The 18,574-nt window shown below is 73.7% G+C and carries 18 protein-coding genes; 8 read left to right on the top strand and 10 right to left on the bottom strand.

Annotation, left to right across the window (positions count from 1 at the left end; genetic code table 11):
• Positions 1-54: 54 nt before the first annotated feature.
• The 3 genes from OG599_RS20440 (at position 55) to OG599_RS20450 (ending at position 3,773) form a co-directional block, all read left to right on the top strand.
• Entirely contained in the window at positions 55-1,215 is a 1,161-nt protein-coding gene (locus OG599_RS20440; protein ID WP_327180109.1) for a serine hydrolase domain-containing protein, read from the top strand.
• 269 nt (positions 1,216-1,484) lie between these two features.
• Positions 1,485-2,795, top strand: coding sequence for an eCIS core domain-containing protein (locus OG599_RS20445; protein WP_442809475.1), 1,311 nt, complete (start codon positions 1,485-1,487; stop codon positions 2,793-2,795).
• Between the two features lie 183 nt (positions 2,796-2,978).
• Positions 2,979-3,773 (top strand): SDR family NAD(P)-dependent oxidoreductase, encoded by a 795-nt coding sequence (locus OG599_RS20450; protein ID WP_327177422.1) that lies wholly within the window; start codon positions 2,979-2,981, stop codon positions 3,771-3,773.
• Positions 3,774-3,789: 16 nt separating this feature from the next.
• Here OG599_RS20450 and OG599_RS20455 read toward each other — a convergent pair whose 3' ends face one another.
• From OG599_RS20455 to OG599_RS20470, 4 genes are all read right to left on the bottom strand, one after another.
• Positions 3,790-4,641, bottom strand: coding sequence for an EamA family transporter (locus tag OG599_RS20455; RefSeq protein ID WP_327177423.1), 852 nt, complete (start codon positions 4,639-4,641; stop codon positions 3,790-3,792).
• Positions 4,638-5,192, bottom strand: coding sequence for a YbaK/EbsC family protein (locus tag OG599_RS20460; RefSeq protein ID WP_327177424.1), 555 nt, complete (start codon positions 5,190-5,192; stop codon positions 4,638-4,640). Before OG599_RS20460 ends, OG599_RS20455 begins: the two co-directional genes overlap by 4 nt.
• Before the next feature lie 136 nt (positions 5,193-5,328).
• Positions 5,329-6,963, bottom strand: a complete 1,635-nt coding sequence (locus OG599_RS20465; RefSeq protein WP_327177425.1) for a penicillin-binding transpeptidase domain-containing protein — start codon at positions 6,961-6,963, stop codon at positions 5,329-5,331.
• Between the two features lie 276 nt (positions 6,964-7,239).
• Positions 7,240-9,009 carry a dolichyl-phosphate-mannose--protein mannosyltransferase gene (locus OG599_RS20470; protein ID WP_327177426.1) on the bottom strand — a complete coding sequence of 590 codons (1,770 nt, stop codon included), beginning with the start codon at positions 9,007-9,009 and terminating at the stop codon, positions 7,240-7,242.
• A gap of 62 nt (positions 9,010-9,071) precedes the next feature.
• On the opposite strand from OG599_RS20470, the gene rsmI reads away from it, so the two are divergent.
• The gene (rsmI, locus tag OG599_RS20475) at positions 9,072-9,974 is read left to right on the top strand and encodes a 16S rRNA (cytidine(1402)-2'-O)-methyltransferase (protein WP_327177427.1); all 903 of its coding nucleotides are present in this window, start codon (positions 9,072-9,074) and stop codon (positions 9,972-9,974) included.
• 54 nt (positions 9,975-10,028) lie between these two features.
• On the opposite strand, the gene OG599_RS20480 is transcribed toward rsmI, so the two are convergent.
• Genes OG599_RS20480 through OG599_RS20500 form a run of 5 tightly spaced genes read right to left on the bottom strand, consistent with a single transcriptional unit; the run spans position 10,029 to position 14,022 of the window.
• Complete coding sequence (locus OG599_RS20480) at positions 10,029-11,153, bottom strand: serine hydrolase domain-containing protein (RefSeq protein ID WP_442809476.1); 1,125 nt, start codon at positions 11,151-11,153, stop codon at positions 10,029-10,031.
• Positions 11,150-12,073, bottom strand: a complete 924-nt coding sequence (locus OG599_RS20485; protein WP_327177428.1) for a DUF6895 family protein — start codon at positions 12,071-12,073, stop codon at positions 11,150-11,152. Before OG599_RS20485 ends, OG599_RS20480 begins: the two co-directional genes overlap by 4 nt.
• Positions 12,070-13,116, bottom strand: a complete 1,047-nt coding sequence (locus OG599_RS20490; protein WP_327177429.1) for a DUF6895 family protein — start codon at positions 13,114-13,116, stop codon at positions 12,070-12,072. The genes OG599_RS20485 and OG599_RS20490 overlap by 4 nt, the downstream gene beginning before the upstream one ends.
• Positions 13,113-13,829, bottom strand: a complete 717-nt coding sequence (locus OG599_RS20495; protein WP_327177430.1) for a hypothetical protein — start codon at positions 13,827-13,829, stop codon at positions 13,113-13,115. The genes OG599_RS20490 and OG599_RS20495 overlap by 4 nt, the downstream gene beginning before the upstream one ends.
• A gap of 10 nt (positions 13,830-13,839) precedes the next feature.
• Entirely contained in the window at positions 13,840-14,022 is a 183-nt protein-coding gene (locus OG599_RS20500) for a hypothetical protein (RefSeq protein WP_327177431.1), read from the bottom strand.
• A gap of 480 nt (positions 14,023-14,502) precedes the next feature.
• Between OG599_RS20500 and OG599_RS20505 the strand changes: the two genes are divergently transcribed.
• From OG599_RS20505 to OG599_RS20520, 4 genes are all read left to right on the top strand, one after another.
• The gene (locus OG599_RS20505) at positions 14,503-14,907 is read left to right on the top strand and encodes a hypothetical protein (protein ID WP_327177432.1); all 405 of its coding nucleotides are present in this window, start codon (positions 14,503-14,505) and stop codon (positions 14,905-14,907) included.
• 91 nt (positions 14,908-14,998) lie between these two features.
• On the top strand, positions 14,999-15,865 hold the full coding sequence (locus OG599_RS20510) for a TatD family hydrolase (RefSeq protein ID WP_327177433.1): 867 nt from the start codon (positions 14,999-15,001) through the stop codon (positions 15,863-15,865).
• A gap of 58 nt (positions 15,866-15,923) precedes the next feature.
• Positions 15,924-16,796: a 16S rRNA (adenine(1518)-N(6)/adenine(1519)-N(6))-dimethyltransferase RsmA gene (rsmA, locus tag OG599_RS20515; RefSeq protein ID WP_327177434.1), complete on the top strand. Its 873-nt coding sequence runs from the start codon at positions 15,924-15,926 to the stop codon at positions 16,794-16,796.
• Positions 16,793-17,710 (top strand): 4-(cytidine 5'-diphospho)-2-C-methyl-D-erythritol kinase, encoded by a 918-nt coding sequence (locus OG599_RS20520; RefSeq protein ID WP_327177435.1) that lies wholly within the window; start codon positions 16,793-16,795, stop codon positions 17,708-17,710. Before rsmA ends, OG599_RS20520 begins: the two co-directional genes overlap by 4 nt.
• 133 nt (positions 17,711-17,843) lie before the next feature.
• Here the strand turns inward: OG599_RS20520 and OG599_RS20525 are convergent, their stop codons facing one another.
• Positions 17,844-18,509 (bottom strand): lipoprotein, encoded by a 666-nt coding sequence (locus OG599_RS20525; RefSeq protein WP_327177436.1) that lies wholly within the window; start codon positions 18,507-18,509, stop codon positions 17,844-17,846.
• Between the last annotated feature and the right edge of the window lie 65 nt (positions 18,510-18,574).

The following is an 18,574-nucleotide window of genomic DNA, read 5'->3' on the forward strand; positions in this document are numbered from 1 at the left end:
CGGACCTGCGCGGCCGTGCAGGATGGGGGGATGAGCGGGAGCGCGGAAGCAGGCGTGGACGTACGGGGCACGGTGGCGCCCGGATTCGAAGCGGTCCGGGACGCCTTCGTACGGAACTTCGAACAGCGCGGTGAGCGCGGCGCGGCCGTCGCCGTCTACCGCGACGGGCGCAAGGTCGTGGACCTCTGGGCCGGTACGAGGGACGTGGACGGCACCGAACCCTGGGCGGTCGACACCGTCCAGATCGTCCGCTCGGCGGGCAAAGGCATCGCCGCCGCCGTCCCCCTCATGCTCCACCAGCGCGGCCAGGTGGACCTGGACGCCCCGGTCGGCACGTACTGGCCCGAGTTCAAGGCGAACGGCAAGGAGCGCGTCCTCGTACGCGACCTCCTCGCCCACCGGGCCGGAGTCCCCGCCCTGGACCGCCCGCTCACCCCCGCCGAGGCGGCCGACGGCCACACCGGACCGGCCGCCGTCGCCGCCCAGCGGCCCCAGTGGGAACCCGGCACCGACCACGGCTACCACGCCCAGACCTACAGCTGGCTCATCGGCGAACTCGTCCGCCGGGCCACCGGCCGCACCATCGGCCGCTGGATCGTCGAGGAGATCGGCCGCCCCCTCGGCCTCGACTTCTGGTTCGGACTGCCCGCCGACGAAGCCCACCGCATCGGCCGCATCGGCCCCGTCGAACCGCCCGCGACCGGCGACCCCGGCGCCCTGCGCATGCGGCCCAAACGCGCCGTCACCGAGGCGTACGCCGACCCGCACTCGCTCACCCGCCGGGCCTTCGGCGCGATCGACCCGGACCCGGACGAGAACGACCCCGCCTACCGCACCGCCGAACTCCCCGCCTCCAACGGCATCGCCACCGCCCGCGCCCTCGCCCGCTGCTACGCCGCGATGATCGGCGAGGTCGACGGCCACCGCCTCTTCGCCCCCGCCACCCTCACCCTGGCCCGCACCGAGGAATCCGCCGGACCCGACCGGGTCCTCGTCGTCAACACCCGTTTCGGACTGGGGTACATGCTCCACGGCCCCGCCGCCCCGCTGCTCGGCCCCGGCTCCTTCGGCCATCCCGGACGCGGTGGCTCCCTCGGCTTCGCCGACCCCGAGTCCCGTATCGCCCTCGGTTACGTCACCAACGGCCTCCAGAAGGGGGTCACCGCCGACCCGCGCGCCCAGGCCCTGGTCCGGGCGGTGCGCCAGGCGCTCTGAGGCTCCCGTCCAAGTGCGCCCACGGACAGCGTACGTCGGCCCGTACGAACACCGACTCCCGTACCGTGGCGGGCCGTTGGCCCCGCCGGTGCCCACCGGCGCCGGCCTGTTCTCTCCCCCGGTGAGAGCAGGCCGGTCCACCCGCGGATCATCGCGGTACCGGATGTGCCCCTCCGGTCACCGCGTGCTGCCCGCCCGTACCTTGCGCCGGCGGCTCCCCGCCACGTACCCAGGGAAGTTGACGATCTCATGCCAGAAGAGGGGCTCCCGTGCACGACCACGAGAAGGCCGACTCCCACACCGGGGCGGGCAACAGCCGTATCCCCGCCCGTCGGCCCGCATCCGCCCCGCCCGCGCGGCACGGCCTGCTCGGCCTGCAGGCCGCTGCGGGCAACGCCGCGGTCGTCCAGATGCTCCGCGGCGCCGACCACCCCTGGGCCCGGGAACAGCACGAGCACGGCGCCGGCTGCGGCCACCAGGAGAACCACCAGGAGACCGCGACCTCGCCCGCACCCGTGCAGCGCTCCGCCGTCCACGACGTGCTCCGCAGCGCCGGAAAGCCCCTCGGCGAGCCAGTGCGCCAGGAAATGGAGGCGCGGCTCGGCGCGGACTTCTCCGACGTGCGCGTCCACGACGACAACGCCGCCCGTGCGTCGGCCGCCGAGGTCGGTGCCCGCGCCTACACGTCCGGCAGCCATGTCGTCATCGGCGCCGACGGTGGGGACAAGCACACCCTCGCCCATGAACTGACCCATGTCATCCAGCAGCGTCAGGGCCCGGTGGCCGGTACGGACAGGGGCAACGGACTCCGCGTCTCCGACGCCTCCGACACGTTCGAACGCGCCGCGGAGGCCAACGCGCACCGCGTCATGCGGGCCCCGCTCGATGTGCAACGCGCCGTGGAGCCGCGGACCGGCCCCGCCGCCGGTGCCGCCCACGAGTTTCACGGCGGCCCGGTCGCCGTGCAGACCGCGCCCGGGGACCGGCCGCCCGTACCGAACAAGCCCGACAGGCTGAGGCTCGGCGGGGCCACGGAGACCTCCGGCGCCGACCGGACGCCGGCCGCCGCGGAGCCCGCGCAGGCACCCTCCGACACCCCCGCGCACGGGTACACGCTCGCCGAACCGGCCGACCTGGTCTGCTTCCGGGCCGACGGGCGCAGCCCCGAGGACATCCGGAAGGCGAGCGGGATGAGGTCGCGCAGCAGCACGTCCGTCGCGACCGAACTCGCCACGTTCCTCGAGGACCCGATCGGCTACGCCCGGGCCCATGTCAGCAGCCCCAAGCCGACCTTGGTCTCCACGGCGCTGGACGAGGACTGCGGCGGGTACGCCAGCAACGACCGGCACCTCTACCGGATCAAGGTCAGCGGCTGGCACAGATTCGCGCCGCCGCCCGCGCGGAGCAAGATCCTGACCAAGCCGACGATCTACGCCAACAGCACGTCCCTGGAGACCGCGACCGCGGTCGTCATCGGCCCCGTCGGCCCCACCCAGGAGATGGACTTCATCGGGGGAATCCCCCTGGCGGACATCAGTGGCTGCCGTCGACCGGGGGAGCGCGGTTTCGGCGCGCTCTGACGCCCGCGACGGGAGGCGGTGCCTGCCCGGGGCGGGCCCGTCACCGCCTCCGCCATGCCCCTGCCGTCCAGGCGGTGCCGCTGCTCCCGGCGCCGGGTGGAGTGCCGCACCAGGTGGCTCGTGAGCACCGGCCCCGGTACGACCCCGTGACCGCACCCCGCCCCTCGCAGTACGGTCGCCCCCATGACACCCCCCGCGCTCGCGCGTTTCGACGGTCACGGCGTCCTCATCACCGGAGCGGGGCAGGGGGTCGGCGCCGCCACCGCCCGCCGGCTCGCCGCCGAGGGCGCTTCGGTCCTCGTCACCGACCTGGACCCCGACCGGGCCGCCGCGACCGCCGCGCGGATACGGGACGAGGGGTGGGCGGCCACATCCCTCGCCTGCGACGTCGGCGACCGGGCGGCCGTGGAGGCGGCGGTGGCGCACGCGGTCGCCGCCTTCGGCCGGCTCGACGTCCTGGTGAACAACGCCTACGCGGCGGGCCCGGACGCCGGGCTCTTCGAGGACGAGAGCGACGAGATCTGGCAGCGCGATCTCGACATCTGCCTCGGCGGCGCCTTCCGCTGTTCCCGCGCCGCCCTTCCGCACCTCGCCGCCTCCGGCCGGGGCGCGATCGTCAACATCGGCTCGGTCAACGGCGAACAGGACTTCGGCGGCCACGCCTACAGCGCCGCGAAGGCGGGCCTGGCCAGCCTGACCCGTACCCTCGCCGGCCACGCGGGACCGCGCGGGGTGCGCGTCAACCTCATCGCCCCCGGCACCCTGCGCACCGACGCCTGGGCGGGCCGCGAGGCCGAACTCGACCGGGCCGCCGCCCTCTACCCGCTCGGCCGCGTCGGCGAACCGGACGACATCGCCGCCGCCGTCGCCTTCCTCGCCTCCCGCGACGCGTCCTGGATCACCGGCACCACCCTGAGGGTCGACGGCGGGCTGCTCGCCGTCCACACGGCCTTCAAGCGGGCGGTGGCCGGCGAGTGAGCGGGCGGCACGGCGCTCAACCCGCGTGCAGCATCAGCCCGATGCCGACCACCATCAGCCCCGCCGCCGCGATCCTCGGTGCGCCGAACCGCTCCTTGAAGAGCAGGGCGCCCAGCGCCGCGCCCACGATGATCGAGGACTCGCGCAGCGCCGCGACGGGGGCGAGCGCCGCGCGGGTCTGGGCCCACAGCACCAGCCCGTAGGCGGCCACCGACAGGGCCGCACCGATCAGGCCGCGTACCGCCAACGGGGCCAGCTGGGCAGCCAGTTCCCCACGCCTGACGTACAGGGCGTACGCCGGTACGGCCAGGCCTTGCGCGATCATCAGCCAGGCGACGTACCCCAGCGAACTGCCCGAAGCGCGGACGCCGACGCCGTCCACCGTGGTGTACGCGGCGATGGCGAGGCCCGTCCCGAGCGCCGCCAGCAGCGCCGGCCAGTCCGGGCGGCGGCCGGAGCCCCGGATGCCCCACAGGGCGAGACCGACCAGCCCGGCCGAGGCCACCGCCACCCCCGCCAGGGCCCAGGCGCCGGGCCGCTCGCCGACGAACACCGCCGCGAGGAGTGTCACCACGAGCGGGGCCGTACCCCGGGCGATCGGATACATCTGGCCGAAGTCGCCCAGCGTGAACGACCGCATCAGCAGCAGCATGTACGCGAGGTGCAGCACCGCCGAGACGCCCAGGTACGGCCACGCCCCCGCGTCCGGGAACGGCAGGAAGGGCGCGGTGACCGCACCGATCAGCAGACCGCCGCCGGAGATCAGCGTGAAGGAGAGCAACTGGTCCTTGAGGGCGTGGGCCAGGGCGTTCCACCCGGCGTGGGTGAACGCCGCCAGCAGCACCGCGCAGGCGACCAGCGGGGTCACGCGGCCCGCTCGCGCACGTCCACCACCGTGCCGCCCGCGTGGGCGATCAGACTCTTCGGGTCGAGCGGGAACACCGTGTGCGGGGTCCCGGCCGCCGCCCACACGACCGGGTGCGCCAGCAGCCCCTGATCGGCCAGCACCCGGGTCTTCGTCACGTGCCCGAACGGCGGCACGCCCCCGATCGCGTACCCGGTCGCCTCGCGGACCACGTCGGCCCCCGCGCGCTTCACCTTCGCCGCGCCCAGCACCTCGCGCACCCGCTCCACGTCCACTCGGGAGGCGCCGTCCATCAGGACGACCACCGGGACGCCGTCGGCCACGAACACCAGGGACTTGGTGATCTCGGCCAGCTCGCAGCCGATCGCGGCGGCGGCCTCGGCGGCCGTACGGGTGGCGTCGGGGAAGCGGCGCACCTCGACCCGGAGCCCCAAATCGGCCAGCGCGGCGGCGAATCGGGGGTGCGCCTCGGCGTGCGCGGAGGGCGCGGCGGAGGTTGCGGGAGCGGTGGTCGGCTGGGACCCGGCGTCGGGGCCGGTGGTGGAAGTGCTCATGATCCGCAGGCTACTCGCGCGAACGGACCGTGCGCAGCACCGTATTGCGGCCTGCCCCGGCCCGGACACAGCGGTGCGCCGGGCCCCGGCCGGGGCCCGGCGCACCGCCACTGCCGGAGGGGATACGCCCCCGCGTTCACCCCGCGCGCAGGACCGCCGCGACGATCGGCCCTGCCGCGGTGCCACCGTGGCCGCCGGACTGGACCACCCCGGCCGCCGCCAGGTCGTCGCTGAATCCGGTGAACCAGCTGTTGGACTTGCCCTGCCCGTCGACCTCCGCCGACCCGGTCTTCGCACCCTTGTCGCCACCGACGGAGGCCATGGCCTCGGCGCCGGTGCCCCATGTGGCGGTGGCCCGCATCATGGAGTTGAGCTGCTGGACGACTGAGGACGGCAGCGAGCGCGACGCCTTCGCCGGCGTCCGGCCGTCCAGGTCCAGCGGCACGATGACCGGCTGGATGAACGTCCCGGTGCGGGCGGTGGCGGTGATGGACGCCATGTTGAGGACGTTCATCTGGATCGTGCCCTGCCCGATGTACTGGGCGGCGGCCTCACCGCCGACCTCCTCCGGCACGCTGCCGTCGAAGGTGGTGACCCCGGTCTTCCAGTCCAGCCCGATCCCGAAGACGTCCTTCGCCTCCTTCGCGAGCGCGGAGTCGTCGTCCACCTCGTCGATCAGCTTGATGAATCCGGTGTTGCAGGAGTTCGCGAAGGTCTGGGTGAAGGTACTGCCTTCCGGGAGCGAGAAGTTGTTCAGGTTGTGGAAGGTGCGGCTCATGTACGTCGCGTCCGGGGTGCAGGGGACCACCCCGTTCGCCGTGGCCTTGCCGCGCTCCAGCAGCATGGCGGCGGTCACGATCTTCATCGTCGATCCGGGCGCCTGTTCGCCCTCCAGCGCCACGTTGAACTCGGTCACGGGGTTGTTGGCGATGGCCCGGATGGCTCCGGTGGACGGCCTGACCGCGACGACCGACGCCCCGCTGAACTGCTTCACGGCCTTCTCCGCCGCCGCCTGGACGTTCGCGTCGATGGTCGTCTGGACCTTGCCGGGCTTGCCCTTGGCGAGCGTGAGCAGGGTGACGTCGGGCGTGGACTCGTCCGCGCCCTTGATCCACGTCTCGACGCCGGCGGTGCCCCCCGACTTCGCCCCGTACTTCTTGCGGAGCGTGGCGATGATCGGCCCGAGCGACGGGTACTTCTCCTTGGTCAGCACCACACCGTTGCGGTCCACCGCCTCGATCTCCGGCGCGGACGGCTCGCCGGTGACGAGCGTCGCCCCCTTCGTCAACTTCGGGTGGACGACGGTCGGCTGCCAGTCGACGAGCGGCTTGCCGGTGGTCAGCCCGCGCACCACGGTCAACTCGGAGGAATACGCGAGCGGCTTGCTCTGTCCCTCGAACGAGACGGTCCCCTTCACCGTGTACGGGACCTTCGCCCCGACCGCCGGACCCGGGGTGATCACCACGTGCTCGATGTGCGCCTCGGTGGAGTACCCGGTCAGTACGGGCTCCGCGTCCGCCTCGTTGTTCGTCAACTGCGCGGCCCCCGGACCGTTTCCGGAGGACCACGCCGCGAAGAACGCCTTCGAGGTCTCGGCGATCTCCTTCGCGTCCGGCGGCCCGGTCTTCACCGCAGCGGGCGCGGCGGTCTTGGTGCCGAGGCCGCCGCCTCCCCCGTCGTCGAACAGCACCGAGTACGCCCCGTAACTCAGCCCCCCGGCCACCAGCACGAACGCGCCACCGACAAGGGCGACTTTGGCTCCGCTTCGCATGGTTGCGACCCCTCCCCCGAGATCCATCTTGAACGTGTTCAAGAACCTGTCTGCGGGGATGACTGTACGGGACATGCGTAGAGGAGGTGGACGTTGTTATCAGACCGGAACGATGGTTTCGGCTGGGGCGGGGGAGCGCTCTCCGGGCTCATGGCCGCGGCCCCGTTCGATCGGCCGGAACGACCTCGGGGACGCCGACTGACGGGTCAGTGCCCCCGCGCCCGCCCGACCCGTGGAGCCCGGTCACCGACCGGACCCCACAGGGTCGTCCGCCCCCTACACCCAGGAATCCAGCCACATCCGGTTCCGCCAGTCCGGCTCCGGGATCGGCGTCCCCGTGTAGAGGGGCCAGAAGTAGATGAAGTTCCAGACGATCAGCAGCACCAGCAGCCCCGCCGCCACCGCGCCGATGGCGCGGCGGCGTTCGCCGGTGGGGTCGGAGGTGGGGAGGCCCAGCTCCGCGCGGGTGCCGGTGCCGGCGGCCGGGCCGATCATCGCGCCGATCATCATCGTGACGGCGAGACAGAGGAACGGCACGAAGACGACCGCGTAGAAGAAGAAGATCGTGCGTTCCTGGTAGAAGAACCACGGCACCCAGCCCGCCGCGACCCCGCAGGCGATGGCGCCCGCCCGCCAGTCGCGGCGGAAGAGCCACCGCCACATCACGTAGACCAGGGCGAAGCAGGCCGCCCACCAGAGCAGCGGGGTGCCGAGCGCGAGGACCTCGCGGGCGCACTTGCCGGTCGCCGAGTCGGAGCAGGTGGGCTCCTCGTAGAAGTACGAGACCGGGCGGCCGAGGACGATCCAGCTCCAGGGGTTCGACTGGTACGTGTGGCCGGAGGTCAGGCCCACGTGGAAGTCGTAGACCTGGCGCTCGTAGTGCCAGAGGCTGCGCAGCCAGTCGGGGAGCCAGGTCCAGCCGCTGTGTTGGCCCTCCTCGGTGTCCGCCCAGTGGCGGTCGTATCCCTTGTCCGTGATCAGCCAGCCCGTCCAGGAGACGAGGTACGTGGCCAGCGCGACCGGGACCGTCGAGACGAAGGCGGGCAGCAGGTCGCGGCGGAGGACCGCCGCGTACGGGCGGAACGCGCCGGCGGTGCGGCGGGCGCCCACGTCCCAGAGGACCGACATGACGGCGAACGCGGCCAGGATGTAGAGGCCGTTCCACTTGGTGCCGAAGGCGAGGCCCAGCATCAGCCCGGCCGCGAGCCGCCAGGGCCGCCACCCCAGGCGCAGGGTCTCCGCGATCCGGGCGTCCGGGCGCAGCACCCCCTCCTCGTCCACCGGGAGGGCTTCGGCGAGTTTGCGGCGGGCCCAGTCGCGGTCGTTCACCAGACAGCCGAACGCCGCGACCACGAAGAACATCAGCACCAGGTCGAGCAGGGCGGTGCGGCTCATCACGAAGTGCAGCCCGTCCACCGCGAGCAGCAGGCCCGCCAGGCACCCGAGGAACGTCGAGCGGAACATCCGCCGCCCGATCCGGCACAGCAGCAGCACGGACAGGGTGCCGAGCAGGGCCACCATGAACCGCCAGCCGAACGGCGTGAGGCCGAACATCTGCTCGCCGAGCCCGATGACCCACTTCCCGACCGGCGGGTGCACCACGTATCCGGGGTCGACGGGGACCTTCACCCGGGACGGGTCGCTCAGGATGAGCTTGTCGACGTCCTTGGGCCAGGCACCCTCGTACCCCTGGTTGATCAGGGCCCAGGCGTCCTTGGCGTAGTACGTCTCGTCGAATATCACCGCGTCGGGCTGCCCCAGCCGCCAGAAGCGCAGCACCCCGGCGACCAGAGTCACCAGCAGCGGGCCGCCCCAGCCGGACCACCGTTCCAGCCGGTCCGCGAGGACCGGTGGCACCCCGAGGACTCCCCAGGTGCGGGGGCTCGGCCGGTTGTAGGGAGGGATGAGGCGTTCGCGCAGCCCGATGTCCTTCCGGGGCACGTGGCCGAAGCGGTGCAGCCGCCGCTCCCAGGGAGAAGGCTGCTCGCCGGGGAGCTCGTCCCCGGCGTCGTGGCCCTGCCGGGCGTCGGGCGCAGTACTCGTCACCGCGCCATCGTAGGGAAAGCATCTGTGCGAGGGGGCCCGCCGGGGCTGGGAGGATGGTTCCTGTGACTGAAACGCCTGGAACGCCTGGAAAGCCGACGACCGGAACGCTGGTTCTCGCGGGGACCCCCATCGGCGACGTGGCGGACGCCCCGCCGCGTCTCGCCGCCGAGCTGGAGACGGCCGACGTCGTAGCGGCCGAGGACACCCGCCGGCTGCGCCGCCTGACCCAGGCGCTCGGCATCCACACCACGGGGCGGGTCGTCTCGTACTTCGAGGGGAACGAGTCCGCCCGCACCCCGGAGCTGGTCGAGGCGCTGACCGGCGGCGCGCGGGTGCTGCTGGTGACCGACGCGGGGATGCCGTCCGTCTCCGACCCCGGCTACCGCCTGGTCGCCGCCGCCGTCGAGAAGGACATCAAGGTCACCGCCGTGCCCGGCCCCTCGGCGGTCCTCACCGCGCTGGCGCTCTCCGGTCTGCCGGTGGACCGGTTCTGCTTCGAGGGCTTCCTGCCCCGCAAGGCGGGCGAGCGCCTCGGCCGCCTGCGCGAGGTCGGCGACGAGCGCCGCACCATGGTCTTCTTCGAGGCCCCGCACCGCCTGGACGACACCCTCGCCGCGATGGCCGAGGTCTTCGGCGCGGACCGCCGGGCCGCCGTCTGCCGCGAGCTGACGAAGACGTACGAGGAAGTGAAGCGCGGCCCGCTCGGCGAGTTGGCGGTGTGGGCGGCCGAGGGCGTACGCGGCGAGATCACCGTCGTCGTGGAGGGCGCGGGCGACACCGGCGCCGAGGAGCTCGACGCGGCGGAGTTGGTGCGCCGGGTCCAGGTCCGCGAGGAGGCGGGGGAGCGCCGCAAGGAGGCCATCGCCGCCGTCGCCGCGGACGCCGGGCTGCCCAAGCGCGAGGTGTTCGACGCGGTGGTCGCCGCGAAGAACGCGGCCCGCGCACCGGGCACGCCCACCGCCTGAGCCCCTACTCGGCCGGCCCCCTACTCGGCCGGCCCCCTCGCTCCGTCGGCCCCCTCACTCCGTCAGCACTCCGTGGACCGTCGCCACGAACGGGTCCCCGAGCGACACCCGCCGGGTGCAGACGGCGGCCAGCGCGGTCCCGGTGTCCGGGCGGTAGCCGAGGAACGCCTGCTGCCCGGGGGTCGCCCCGGCGTGGAAGTTCACCGGGCCGTGCGGCGACGCGTGCTGGAACCACGTCAGCGTGTGGGTGTGGGTGTGCCGGAGACCCCGGCGCAGCACCGGCCGCCGCATCCCCGCCAGCGCGGCGGCCAGGGCGGCGTCCGGCGGCGGTACGAACGGGGTGACCCCGGCCGCCTCGGTACCGGCGTACGCGCCGCTGGCCGCGAGGTGCGCCTCCAGGAAGGTGAGCAGGTCGTGCGGGGTGGACCGGACGGCCCCCGCCCCGGCGAACCCGCCGATGTCGAGCACCGGCACCGGGGCCCCGCCGCGCCCGTGGCCCGTCGCGTCGGCGCCGGGGCGTCCGGGGCCGAGCGCGGTGGCGTCCAGGTGCAGCGGGGCGAGCACCTCCCGGTCGACGAGGACCTCCCACGGCGTGCCGGTCGTGGCGGCGAGGGTGTGGGCCAGGACCGCGACGGCGAAGTTCGAGTAGTGCCAGCGGGTCCCGGGCGCGTGGCGCGGGCGGGCCCGCAGGAAGGCGCGCACGACCCGGTCGGCGTCGTAACCGGCGTACGGGGCGGTGGTCCAGCGCGGTACCGCCTGCGGGTAGAAACCGGCGGGCAGCCCGGGGAGCCCCGAGGTGTGGGTGATCAGATGGCGCAGGGTGATCGCCCGCACGGCCGGGTGAACCGGGTGGCCGGGCGCCAGGAGTTCCGCCGCAGGGGCGTCGTACGAGAGGCGGCCCGCGGCGACCAGCCGGGCGAGCAGCAGCCCGGTGAAGGTCTTGGACGCCGAGCCGAGCTCGTACCGGAGCCGGTCGCGCGGCCGGTCCTCCGGCTCCGGCGCGGTGCCGGTGAGGTGCAGGGTGCGGTGTCCGTGGCGGCTGAGCGCGAGCACCAGGTCGGGTGCCGGGCCGATCGCCTCGGCCGCCCGGGCCAGCAGGGCCGCGTCGGCCCCGGCGCCCCGGCCGTGGGCGTCGGGGCCGACGGGTGCGGTACGGGCGACGGCGGGGCCCGTACTCACGCGGAGGCCGTCGAGGAGAGGTCCGACAGGGAGCGGGAGACCGCAAGCGCCGAGGCGAACGCCGCCACCAGCGTCGAGTGGTAGACGAGGTCGAACACCGACTCCGCGTCACCCTCCGGCATCCCTTCGAACACCGGCATCGCCCCGTCCGGCTCCTGCGCGGCGGCGAAGCCGCGCCAGGCGGCCGGGTCGAGCGTCGGCTCGGGCAGGCAGGCATCGACCACCAGCAGCTCGCCGAGGAGGTCCCAGCGCTTCAGGTCGAGCCAGTCGTCCAGCCAGACGGGCAGCCAGAGCGCGAGGTACTCGGCGATCTCCGGCGGCAGCCCCCGGGGGGACTCGCCCCAGTCGGTGAGGTGGAAGACGGTGTGGGTGATGTCGTAGCCGATGTGGCCCTCCACGGTCCACGGCTCGGGCCGCGCGGCGAGCCAGGTGCGCCGGAACGCCTCGTCCTCCGGGAGGCTCGCGGGCAGTCCGAAACGGCGCTCGATGGTGGAGAGGCCCAGGCGGCGCACGGGCAGCACCTCAAGCCGTCCCGAGCTGGCCAGCCGGTGGTTGAGGCGGACGGCCGCTTCCAGGCCCTGGTGCGCGTACCCCAGCTCCTTGAACGGTACGTAGACCTCCATCGGCACCGGCGAGAGCGGTTCGCGGCGCTGGCCCTCCAGGAGCCGGTGGCCGGAGTCCAGCAGTTCGTGCCAGGCGTGGTCCAGGAGGGAGCGGGCGAGGGACGCCTGCTGGGAGCCGGCGACGCCCTCGCGGAAGATCACCTTGCCGATGAGCGCCAGTTCGCCCAGTGGCTTGAACCGGTCCAGCATCCCGGCCTCGGGCGACGGGTCGTCCTCCAGCCGGAAGCCCTCCCGATGGGCGTGCAGCCACTTCAGGGCCTTCGCGCCCACCTCGTGGATCTGCTGGATACCGCTCATGCGGAATGTTCCCTTCCGGATCTCGTGGATGTGCGGGGGCCCTCCAGCCGGGCGACCGTGAGCGAGGCGGCGAAGACCGTCACCAGCGTGGAGTGGTAGCAGGCCAGGAACGGGTACGGCTCCTCGTCCGCCGCGTCCCCGGGCGGCACCGGAGGGCCGGTCTCCGGGAGGCACCCGCTCGGGTGCTGTACCCGGGCGAGCACCGGCCAGGCGGCGGCGAACAGCTCCACCGGCGGGGCGCCCGGCAGGCCCGCGCCGACCGCCAGCAGCTCGGCGGTCAGGTCCCACTGGTCGCTCTCCAGACAGCCGTCCACCCAGGGCGGCAGCCAGTCCCGCAGATAGAGGTCCAGGTCGGCGGGCATCCGCTCGGGGGCGATGCCCCAGTCGGTGACGTGGTACGCCGCGTGGGTCAGCGAGTAGCCGGAGGCGCGCTCCAGCATCCACGGCTCACAGAGACCGCCCAGCCAGGTGCGGCGCAGCACCGCCTCGGCGTCCGCGTGCGGGGCGATGCCGACCCGGCGCTCCGAGTTGATCAGCCCCAGCTGCCGGTTGGCGTGCTGCTCGGTGAAGGCCCAGCCCCGGGTGGCGGCGACCCGGCGGGCGAGCCGCTCGAACCCCTCGTGGCGCAGCCCGTGACCGGCGAAGGCCGCGTAGATCTCGAAGGGGTACGCGGCGAAGGGCTCGGAGCGCAGGAGCTCCAGCATCAGATCGCCGGAGCGGGTCTGCTCCCAGGCGAAGGCGACCAGCCGGTCGGCGGTGGCACGGGCCGGGTCGCCGGGGGCGGTGACCCGTTGGGCCGTGCTGCACAGCTGGGCCAGCTCGCCGAGCGGCTTGAGGGTGTGGTCGACCTTGGTGTGCGGCTCCAGCACGTCCTCGGGGAGGACGAAGCCGGCCAGGTGCTCCTCGGTCCAGGCCAGCGCGCGGTCGCGCACCTCGCGTACGAGGCCGGTGAGCGCGGCGACGGCCGCCGGGTGCTCCGCCGCGCTCCCGGCGCCGGGCCGGTCCGTCGCCGTCCGGTCCGCCGTCGCCTGGTCCGCGGTCACCTGCCGCGCTCCTCGATCATCAGCCGGGCCGCGCGGACGTTCAGGGCCACCCGGGGGTCCTGTCCGCCCATCAGCTCGACGAAGTCGAGGCCCCGGTCGAGGCCGAGCGTCGACGGCTCCCCGCCGAGGGCGGCCAGCCAGCGGCCGGTGCCTGAGGCCCGGAGCCAGTCGCGGCGGCGCACCGCGCGGACGAAGCCGCGCGCGAGGTCGGTCACCCGGCCCCGGGCGACCCGCGCCACGGAAGACGCCGCCGCCGGGACGGCGAGCGGCGAAAGGAGGGAGACCTGGTGCGAGAACACCTGCCACGGCGCCTCGTCCAGACCGGTGATGCCGGGTTCGTCCAGGGCGGGCGGGCGGCCCGTCGGAAGCCCGGTGGGGAGGGAGGGGGCCACCCGGTGCAGGGTGGAGAGCATCGCCCAGTGGCTCCAGGCGGTGGAGGGGGAGGCGTCGGGGCGCGGCGGGAACTCCCGTACCGCGCGGTGGAAGACCGCCACGTCGCCGGGGTGCGGGCTCTGTCCGTACAGCACGCTCGGCAGCAGCAGGTCGGCTCCGATGACCCGTACCGCGGCGATGCCCGTTCTGTCGTCCTCGTGGATTCCGGCCGCGCCGCACACCGTGGCGAGGTGGCCCCCGCTCCTAAGAGCGAGGACCACCTCGTTCGCCAGGTCGTGCACCGCGTCCGAGAGCCGGGACGAAGCGCTTGACTGGTTCATGGGCCGGAAGTCAGCCCTTCTTCGGCCGCGGGGTGGGCGGCGAAAGGAGGAGCGCCCCACCGCCGGCGATCAGCGCGAGGAACGCGCACTCGCGCGAGTCGCGGTACAGGCCCTCGACCTCGCCCGGGTTGAGCGCGGCCTCCAGGTCCTGGTCCAGGTCGGTCGTGGTGGTGGGGGTGATTTCGGTGTGCATGAGCGTTCCCGTTCTGTTCTGTGGAAAAGCCGGGGGTTGCGTGTACTTGCGTACGAGTCGAGTGAAAACCAGATAAGCGAACCGCGCAAACCGGACATGCTGTTTTTGTGAGGTGCGGAATTCAATTGAATGCTCAATTCATTCCGCACCTCGCGAATGCGCCCCCTGTGCGCCCCTGTGCAGCCCTTTGTTTTCGGGGTTTTCCGCCCGCACGCCCCCGTCAGGACACCCGGCGCACGGAGGTGCGGGCACCCGGAAACGCGCCCCCCGAGGGTGTGAACAGGCGGTGCACGCCCGCGCGCCGCCAACGGCTGGTTTCGTACGGGGCGCCCTCGCACCATGCGCGGGCCAAGGGCTCACCAAGGAGTCCAAGAACGCATCAACACTGGTCCTGAGCCGGTGCGATTCACATTCGGCGGGTGTGCACTGGGAGGTGGAAACACTCGGGAGCGGCTTGTCCTGCGGACAAGAGGAGCAAGTATGAGTGAGATCGCGGTGACCACGGTCCATGAGGCCTATGCCTTCGCCTGCATGCGATGTGGACACGGCTGGGAACAGGCCTACGAAATAGAGCACCACGTCGACCGGGACGGCAATACCTTCGTGGTCTACAAGGCCGACGGAGAGCGGGTCCCCTCTCCTCTGTCGACCCCGACCTGCACGAACTGCGGCGGCCACGTGGTCCGCATCATGGGTTCGGGACGGGTCTCGCTCGTGCAGCAGCTGCTGCAGGGCACCCCGCGGCAGAAGCCGGCCGCCCTGGCGGGCACCGCCTCCGGACAGGACGACGACGAGCGGGTGGCCGCCGTGGCCGTACCTGCGGGAGCCGGAGCCGCCCGCCACTGGCACCTGTCGGACCTGTTCCACCCCTTCCAGCGCCGCTGACCGGCCCCTCGACGGAAGAGAGCGCCCGCCCGTGTCCCCGGACCCCGGGCGAGCGCCCTTCCTGTCCGGCACTCCTCGTACGATCAAGGGCATGAGCCGTACCGAAGCGCCGCCGCTGCCCGAACCCCTGCGGGTTCCGGTCGCCGATTCGCACACCCACCTGGACATGCAGGACGGCACCGTGGAGGAGGCCCTCGCGCGGGCCGCCGCCGTCAACGTCACCACCGTCGTCCAGGTCGGCTGCGACCTCGCCGGGTCGCGCTGGGCCGCCGAGACGGCCGCCGCCCACCCCCAGGTGCACGCCTCGGTCGCCCTCCACCCCAACGAGGCGCCGCGCATCGTCCACGGCGACCCCGAGGGCCGCACCCGCGAAGGGGTCCGCGCGCCGGGCGGCAAGGCCGCGCTGGACGAGGCGCTCGCGGAGATCGACGCGCTCGCCGCCCTCGCCCACGTACGCGGCGTCGGCGAGACCGGCCTCGACCACTTCCGTACGGAACCCGAGGGCCGCGCCGCCCAGGAGGAGTCGTTCCGGGCGCACATCGAGATCGCCAAGCGGCACGGCAAGGCCCTCGTCATCCACGACCGCGAGGCCCACGCCGACGTACTGCGCGTCCTCGCCGAGGCCGGCGCCCCGGAGCGCACGGTCTTCCACTGCTACTCCGGCGACGCCGAGATGGCCCGGATCTGCGCGCGGGCCGGCTACTTCATGTCCTTCGCCGGCAACGTCACCTTCAAGAACGCCCAGCCGCTGCGGGACGCCCTCGCCGTCGCCCCCGCCGAGCTGGTGCTCGTCGAGACCGACGCCCCCTTCCTCACCCCGGCGCCCTACCGCGGCCGCCCCAACGCCCCCTACCTCATCCCCGTCACCCTCCGGGCGATGGCCGAGGTCAAGGGCGTCGACGAGGACACCCTCGCCGCGACCATCGACGCCAATACGGCACGGGCCTTCGACTACTGAGCGGGGGCGGGGCTGCGGTCGCACCTGCGATCGCAATCCGGGCCCGTACGCTTAGTGGGTGAGCAGCACAGAGTCCGACGCCCTCCTGGGCCCCGCAGACATCCGCGAACTGGCGGCGGCGCTGGGCGTACGCCCGACCAAGCAGCGCGGCCAGAACTTCGTCATCGACGCCAACACGGTCCGCAGGATCGTGCGCACCGCCGAGGTGCGGCCCGACGACGTCGTCGTCGAGGTCGGGCCGGGGCTCGGCTCGCTGACCCTGGCGCTGCTGGAGGCGGCCGACCGGGTCGTGGCCGTGGAGATCGACGACGTCCTCGCCGCCGCCCTGCCCGCGACCGTCGCCGCCCGGATGCCCGGCCGCGCCGACCGGTTCGCCCTCGTCCACTCCGACGCGATGCTGGTCACCGAGCTGCCGGGCCCCGCGCCCACGGCGCTCGTCGCCAACCTCCCGTACAACGTCGCCGTGCCCGTACTGCTCACCATGCTGGAGCGCTTCCCGAGCATCGAGCGGACCCTCGTCATGGTGCAGTCCGAGGTCGCCGACCGGCTCGCCGCCCGCCCCGGCAACAAGGTCTACGGCGTGCCGTCCGTGAAGGCCAACTGGTACGCCGACGTGAAGCGCGCCGGAGCCATCGGCCGCACCGTCTTCTGGCCCGCCCCCAACGTCGACTCCGGCCTGGTCTCCCTGGTCCGGCGGGAGAAGCCGGTCGAGACGTCCGCGAGCCGCACCGAGGTCTTCGCCGTCGTCGACGCCGCCTTCGCCCAGCGCCGCAAGACGCTGCGCGCCGCGCTGTCCGGCTGGGCGGGCTCCGCACCCGCCGCCGAGGCCGCGCTCGTCGCCGCCGGGGTCTCCCCGCAGGCCCGGGGCGAGTCGCTCACCGTCGAGGAGTTCGCCGCCATCGCCGAGAACAAGCCGGAGCTGCCCGCATGACCGAGAGCGCCACCGTGACCGGGAGCGTCACCGTTCGCGTACCGGCCAAGGTGAACGTCCAGCTCGCCGTGGGCGCCGCCCGCCCCGACGGCTTCCACGACCTCGCCAACGTCTTCCTCGCGGTCGGCCTGTACGACGAGGTCACCGCGGTCCCGGCCGACGAGCTGACGATCACCTGTTCCGGCCCGGACGCCGCCCAGGTGCCGCTGGACCGCAGCAACCTCGCCGCGCGCGCCGCCCTCGCCCTCGCCGAGCGGTACGGCATCGAGCCCGCCGTCCACCTCCACATCGCCAAGGACATCCCCGTCGCCGGCGGCATGGCCGGAGGCAGCGCCGACGGCGCCGCCGCCCTGCTCGCCTGCGACGCGCTCTGGTCCACCGGCGCCTCCCGCGAAGAGCTCCTGGAGATCTGCGCCGAGCTCGGCAGCGACGTCCCGTTCAGCCTGATCGGCGGCGCCGCCCTCGGCACAGGACGCGGCGAACTCCTCACCCCGGTCGAGACCGGCGGCACCTTCCACTGGGTCTTCGCCGTCGCCGACGGCGGACTCTCCACCCCGGTCGTGTTCGGCGAGTTCGACCGGCTCACCGCCGGTACGGACGTCCCCGAGCCCGCCGCGGCCCCGGCCCTGCTTGACGCCCTCGCCTCCGGCGACCCGGTCGCCCTGGCCAAGACCCTGAGCAACGACCTCCAGGCCGCCGCCCTCTCGCTGCGCCCCTCGCTCGCCGCGACCCTGGCCGCCGGCACCGACGCCGGGGCCCTCGCCGCCCTGGTCTCCGGCTCCGGCCCGACCACCGCGTTCCTGGTCCCCGACCCGGAGACCGCCCACCGGGTCGCCGCCGCCCTCACCGCCTCCGGCACCTGCCGCACGGCCCGGGTCGCGGTGTCCCCGGCGCCGGGCGCGACGGTGGTCTGAGGGGGCTGCCCACCGCGGACTCCGCACGCTCGGCCGCCGGGCAGGTCTGGTGTGCCGGCGGCCCACCGTCCTGCGGCCGGCGTCAGCCGAAGAAGAAGCTGATGCCGAGCATCACGAAGGGCGGCCGACCGGTTCAGCCGGTCCGCAGGCTCGACTTCGCCAGTTCGTACGCGGGGAGCATCTGGTCGTGCTCGTCGGAGTCCATGCCGCCGAGGTGGACGACGACCGGGCCCTGGGCGGTGGGGACGAGGAAGGCGCTCTCCTTCTTCCGCCCGTCCAGAAGATCGCTGTACACGGTGTAGGCGGCCTCGGCTCCGGCGACCGTGCCCGCCCGGACGTCCGTGTAGGTGGCGTCGGCGGCGCCCGTCCCGGCCGTCACGAAGGCCTCCAGCAGCGCGCGGGGCGAGGCGGCCGACTTCTCGCCCCGCCAGACCCGCAGGAAGCCGATGTTCCCGGTCGGCTTCGCGTCGATCTCGCAGACCAGGGTCAGCGGGCCCTGCTGTGCCAGGGCGGCGAATTCGGAGCCGGGATCGACGTCCACGGCGGCGGGCTCCCACCCGGCGGGCAGGTCGAAGGTGACCGGGAGCTCGCAGGTGGAGCCGGTGGCGCCGATGCTGCCGCCCTTGGCTGCGGGCTCTGGGGCCCCGGCGGACCCGGCGGGGGAGGCGGTCGTCGCGGCCGGGGAACCGGTGGCGGTGGCCTTGCCGTCGTCCCCGGTGCCGCAGCCGGCCAGGGCGCAGAGCGCCGCGGTCACCGCTGCCGCCGCCGGGAGTCCGCGCCGTACCGATATGCCTGTCATGAAGTCCCCACCCCTGAGACGCTCCTGCCCGGGAGGTCACCCCGGAAGATCGCCGCACGCTACCG

The sequence above is a fragment of the Streptomyces sp. NBC_01335 genome (assembly GCF_035953295.1).
GTDB lineage: Bacteria > Actinomycetota > Actinomycetes > Streptomycetales > Streptomycetaceae > Streptomyces.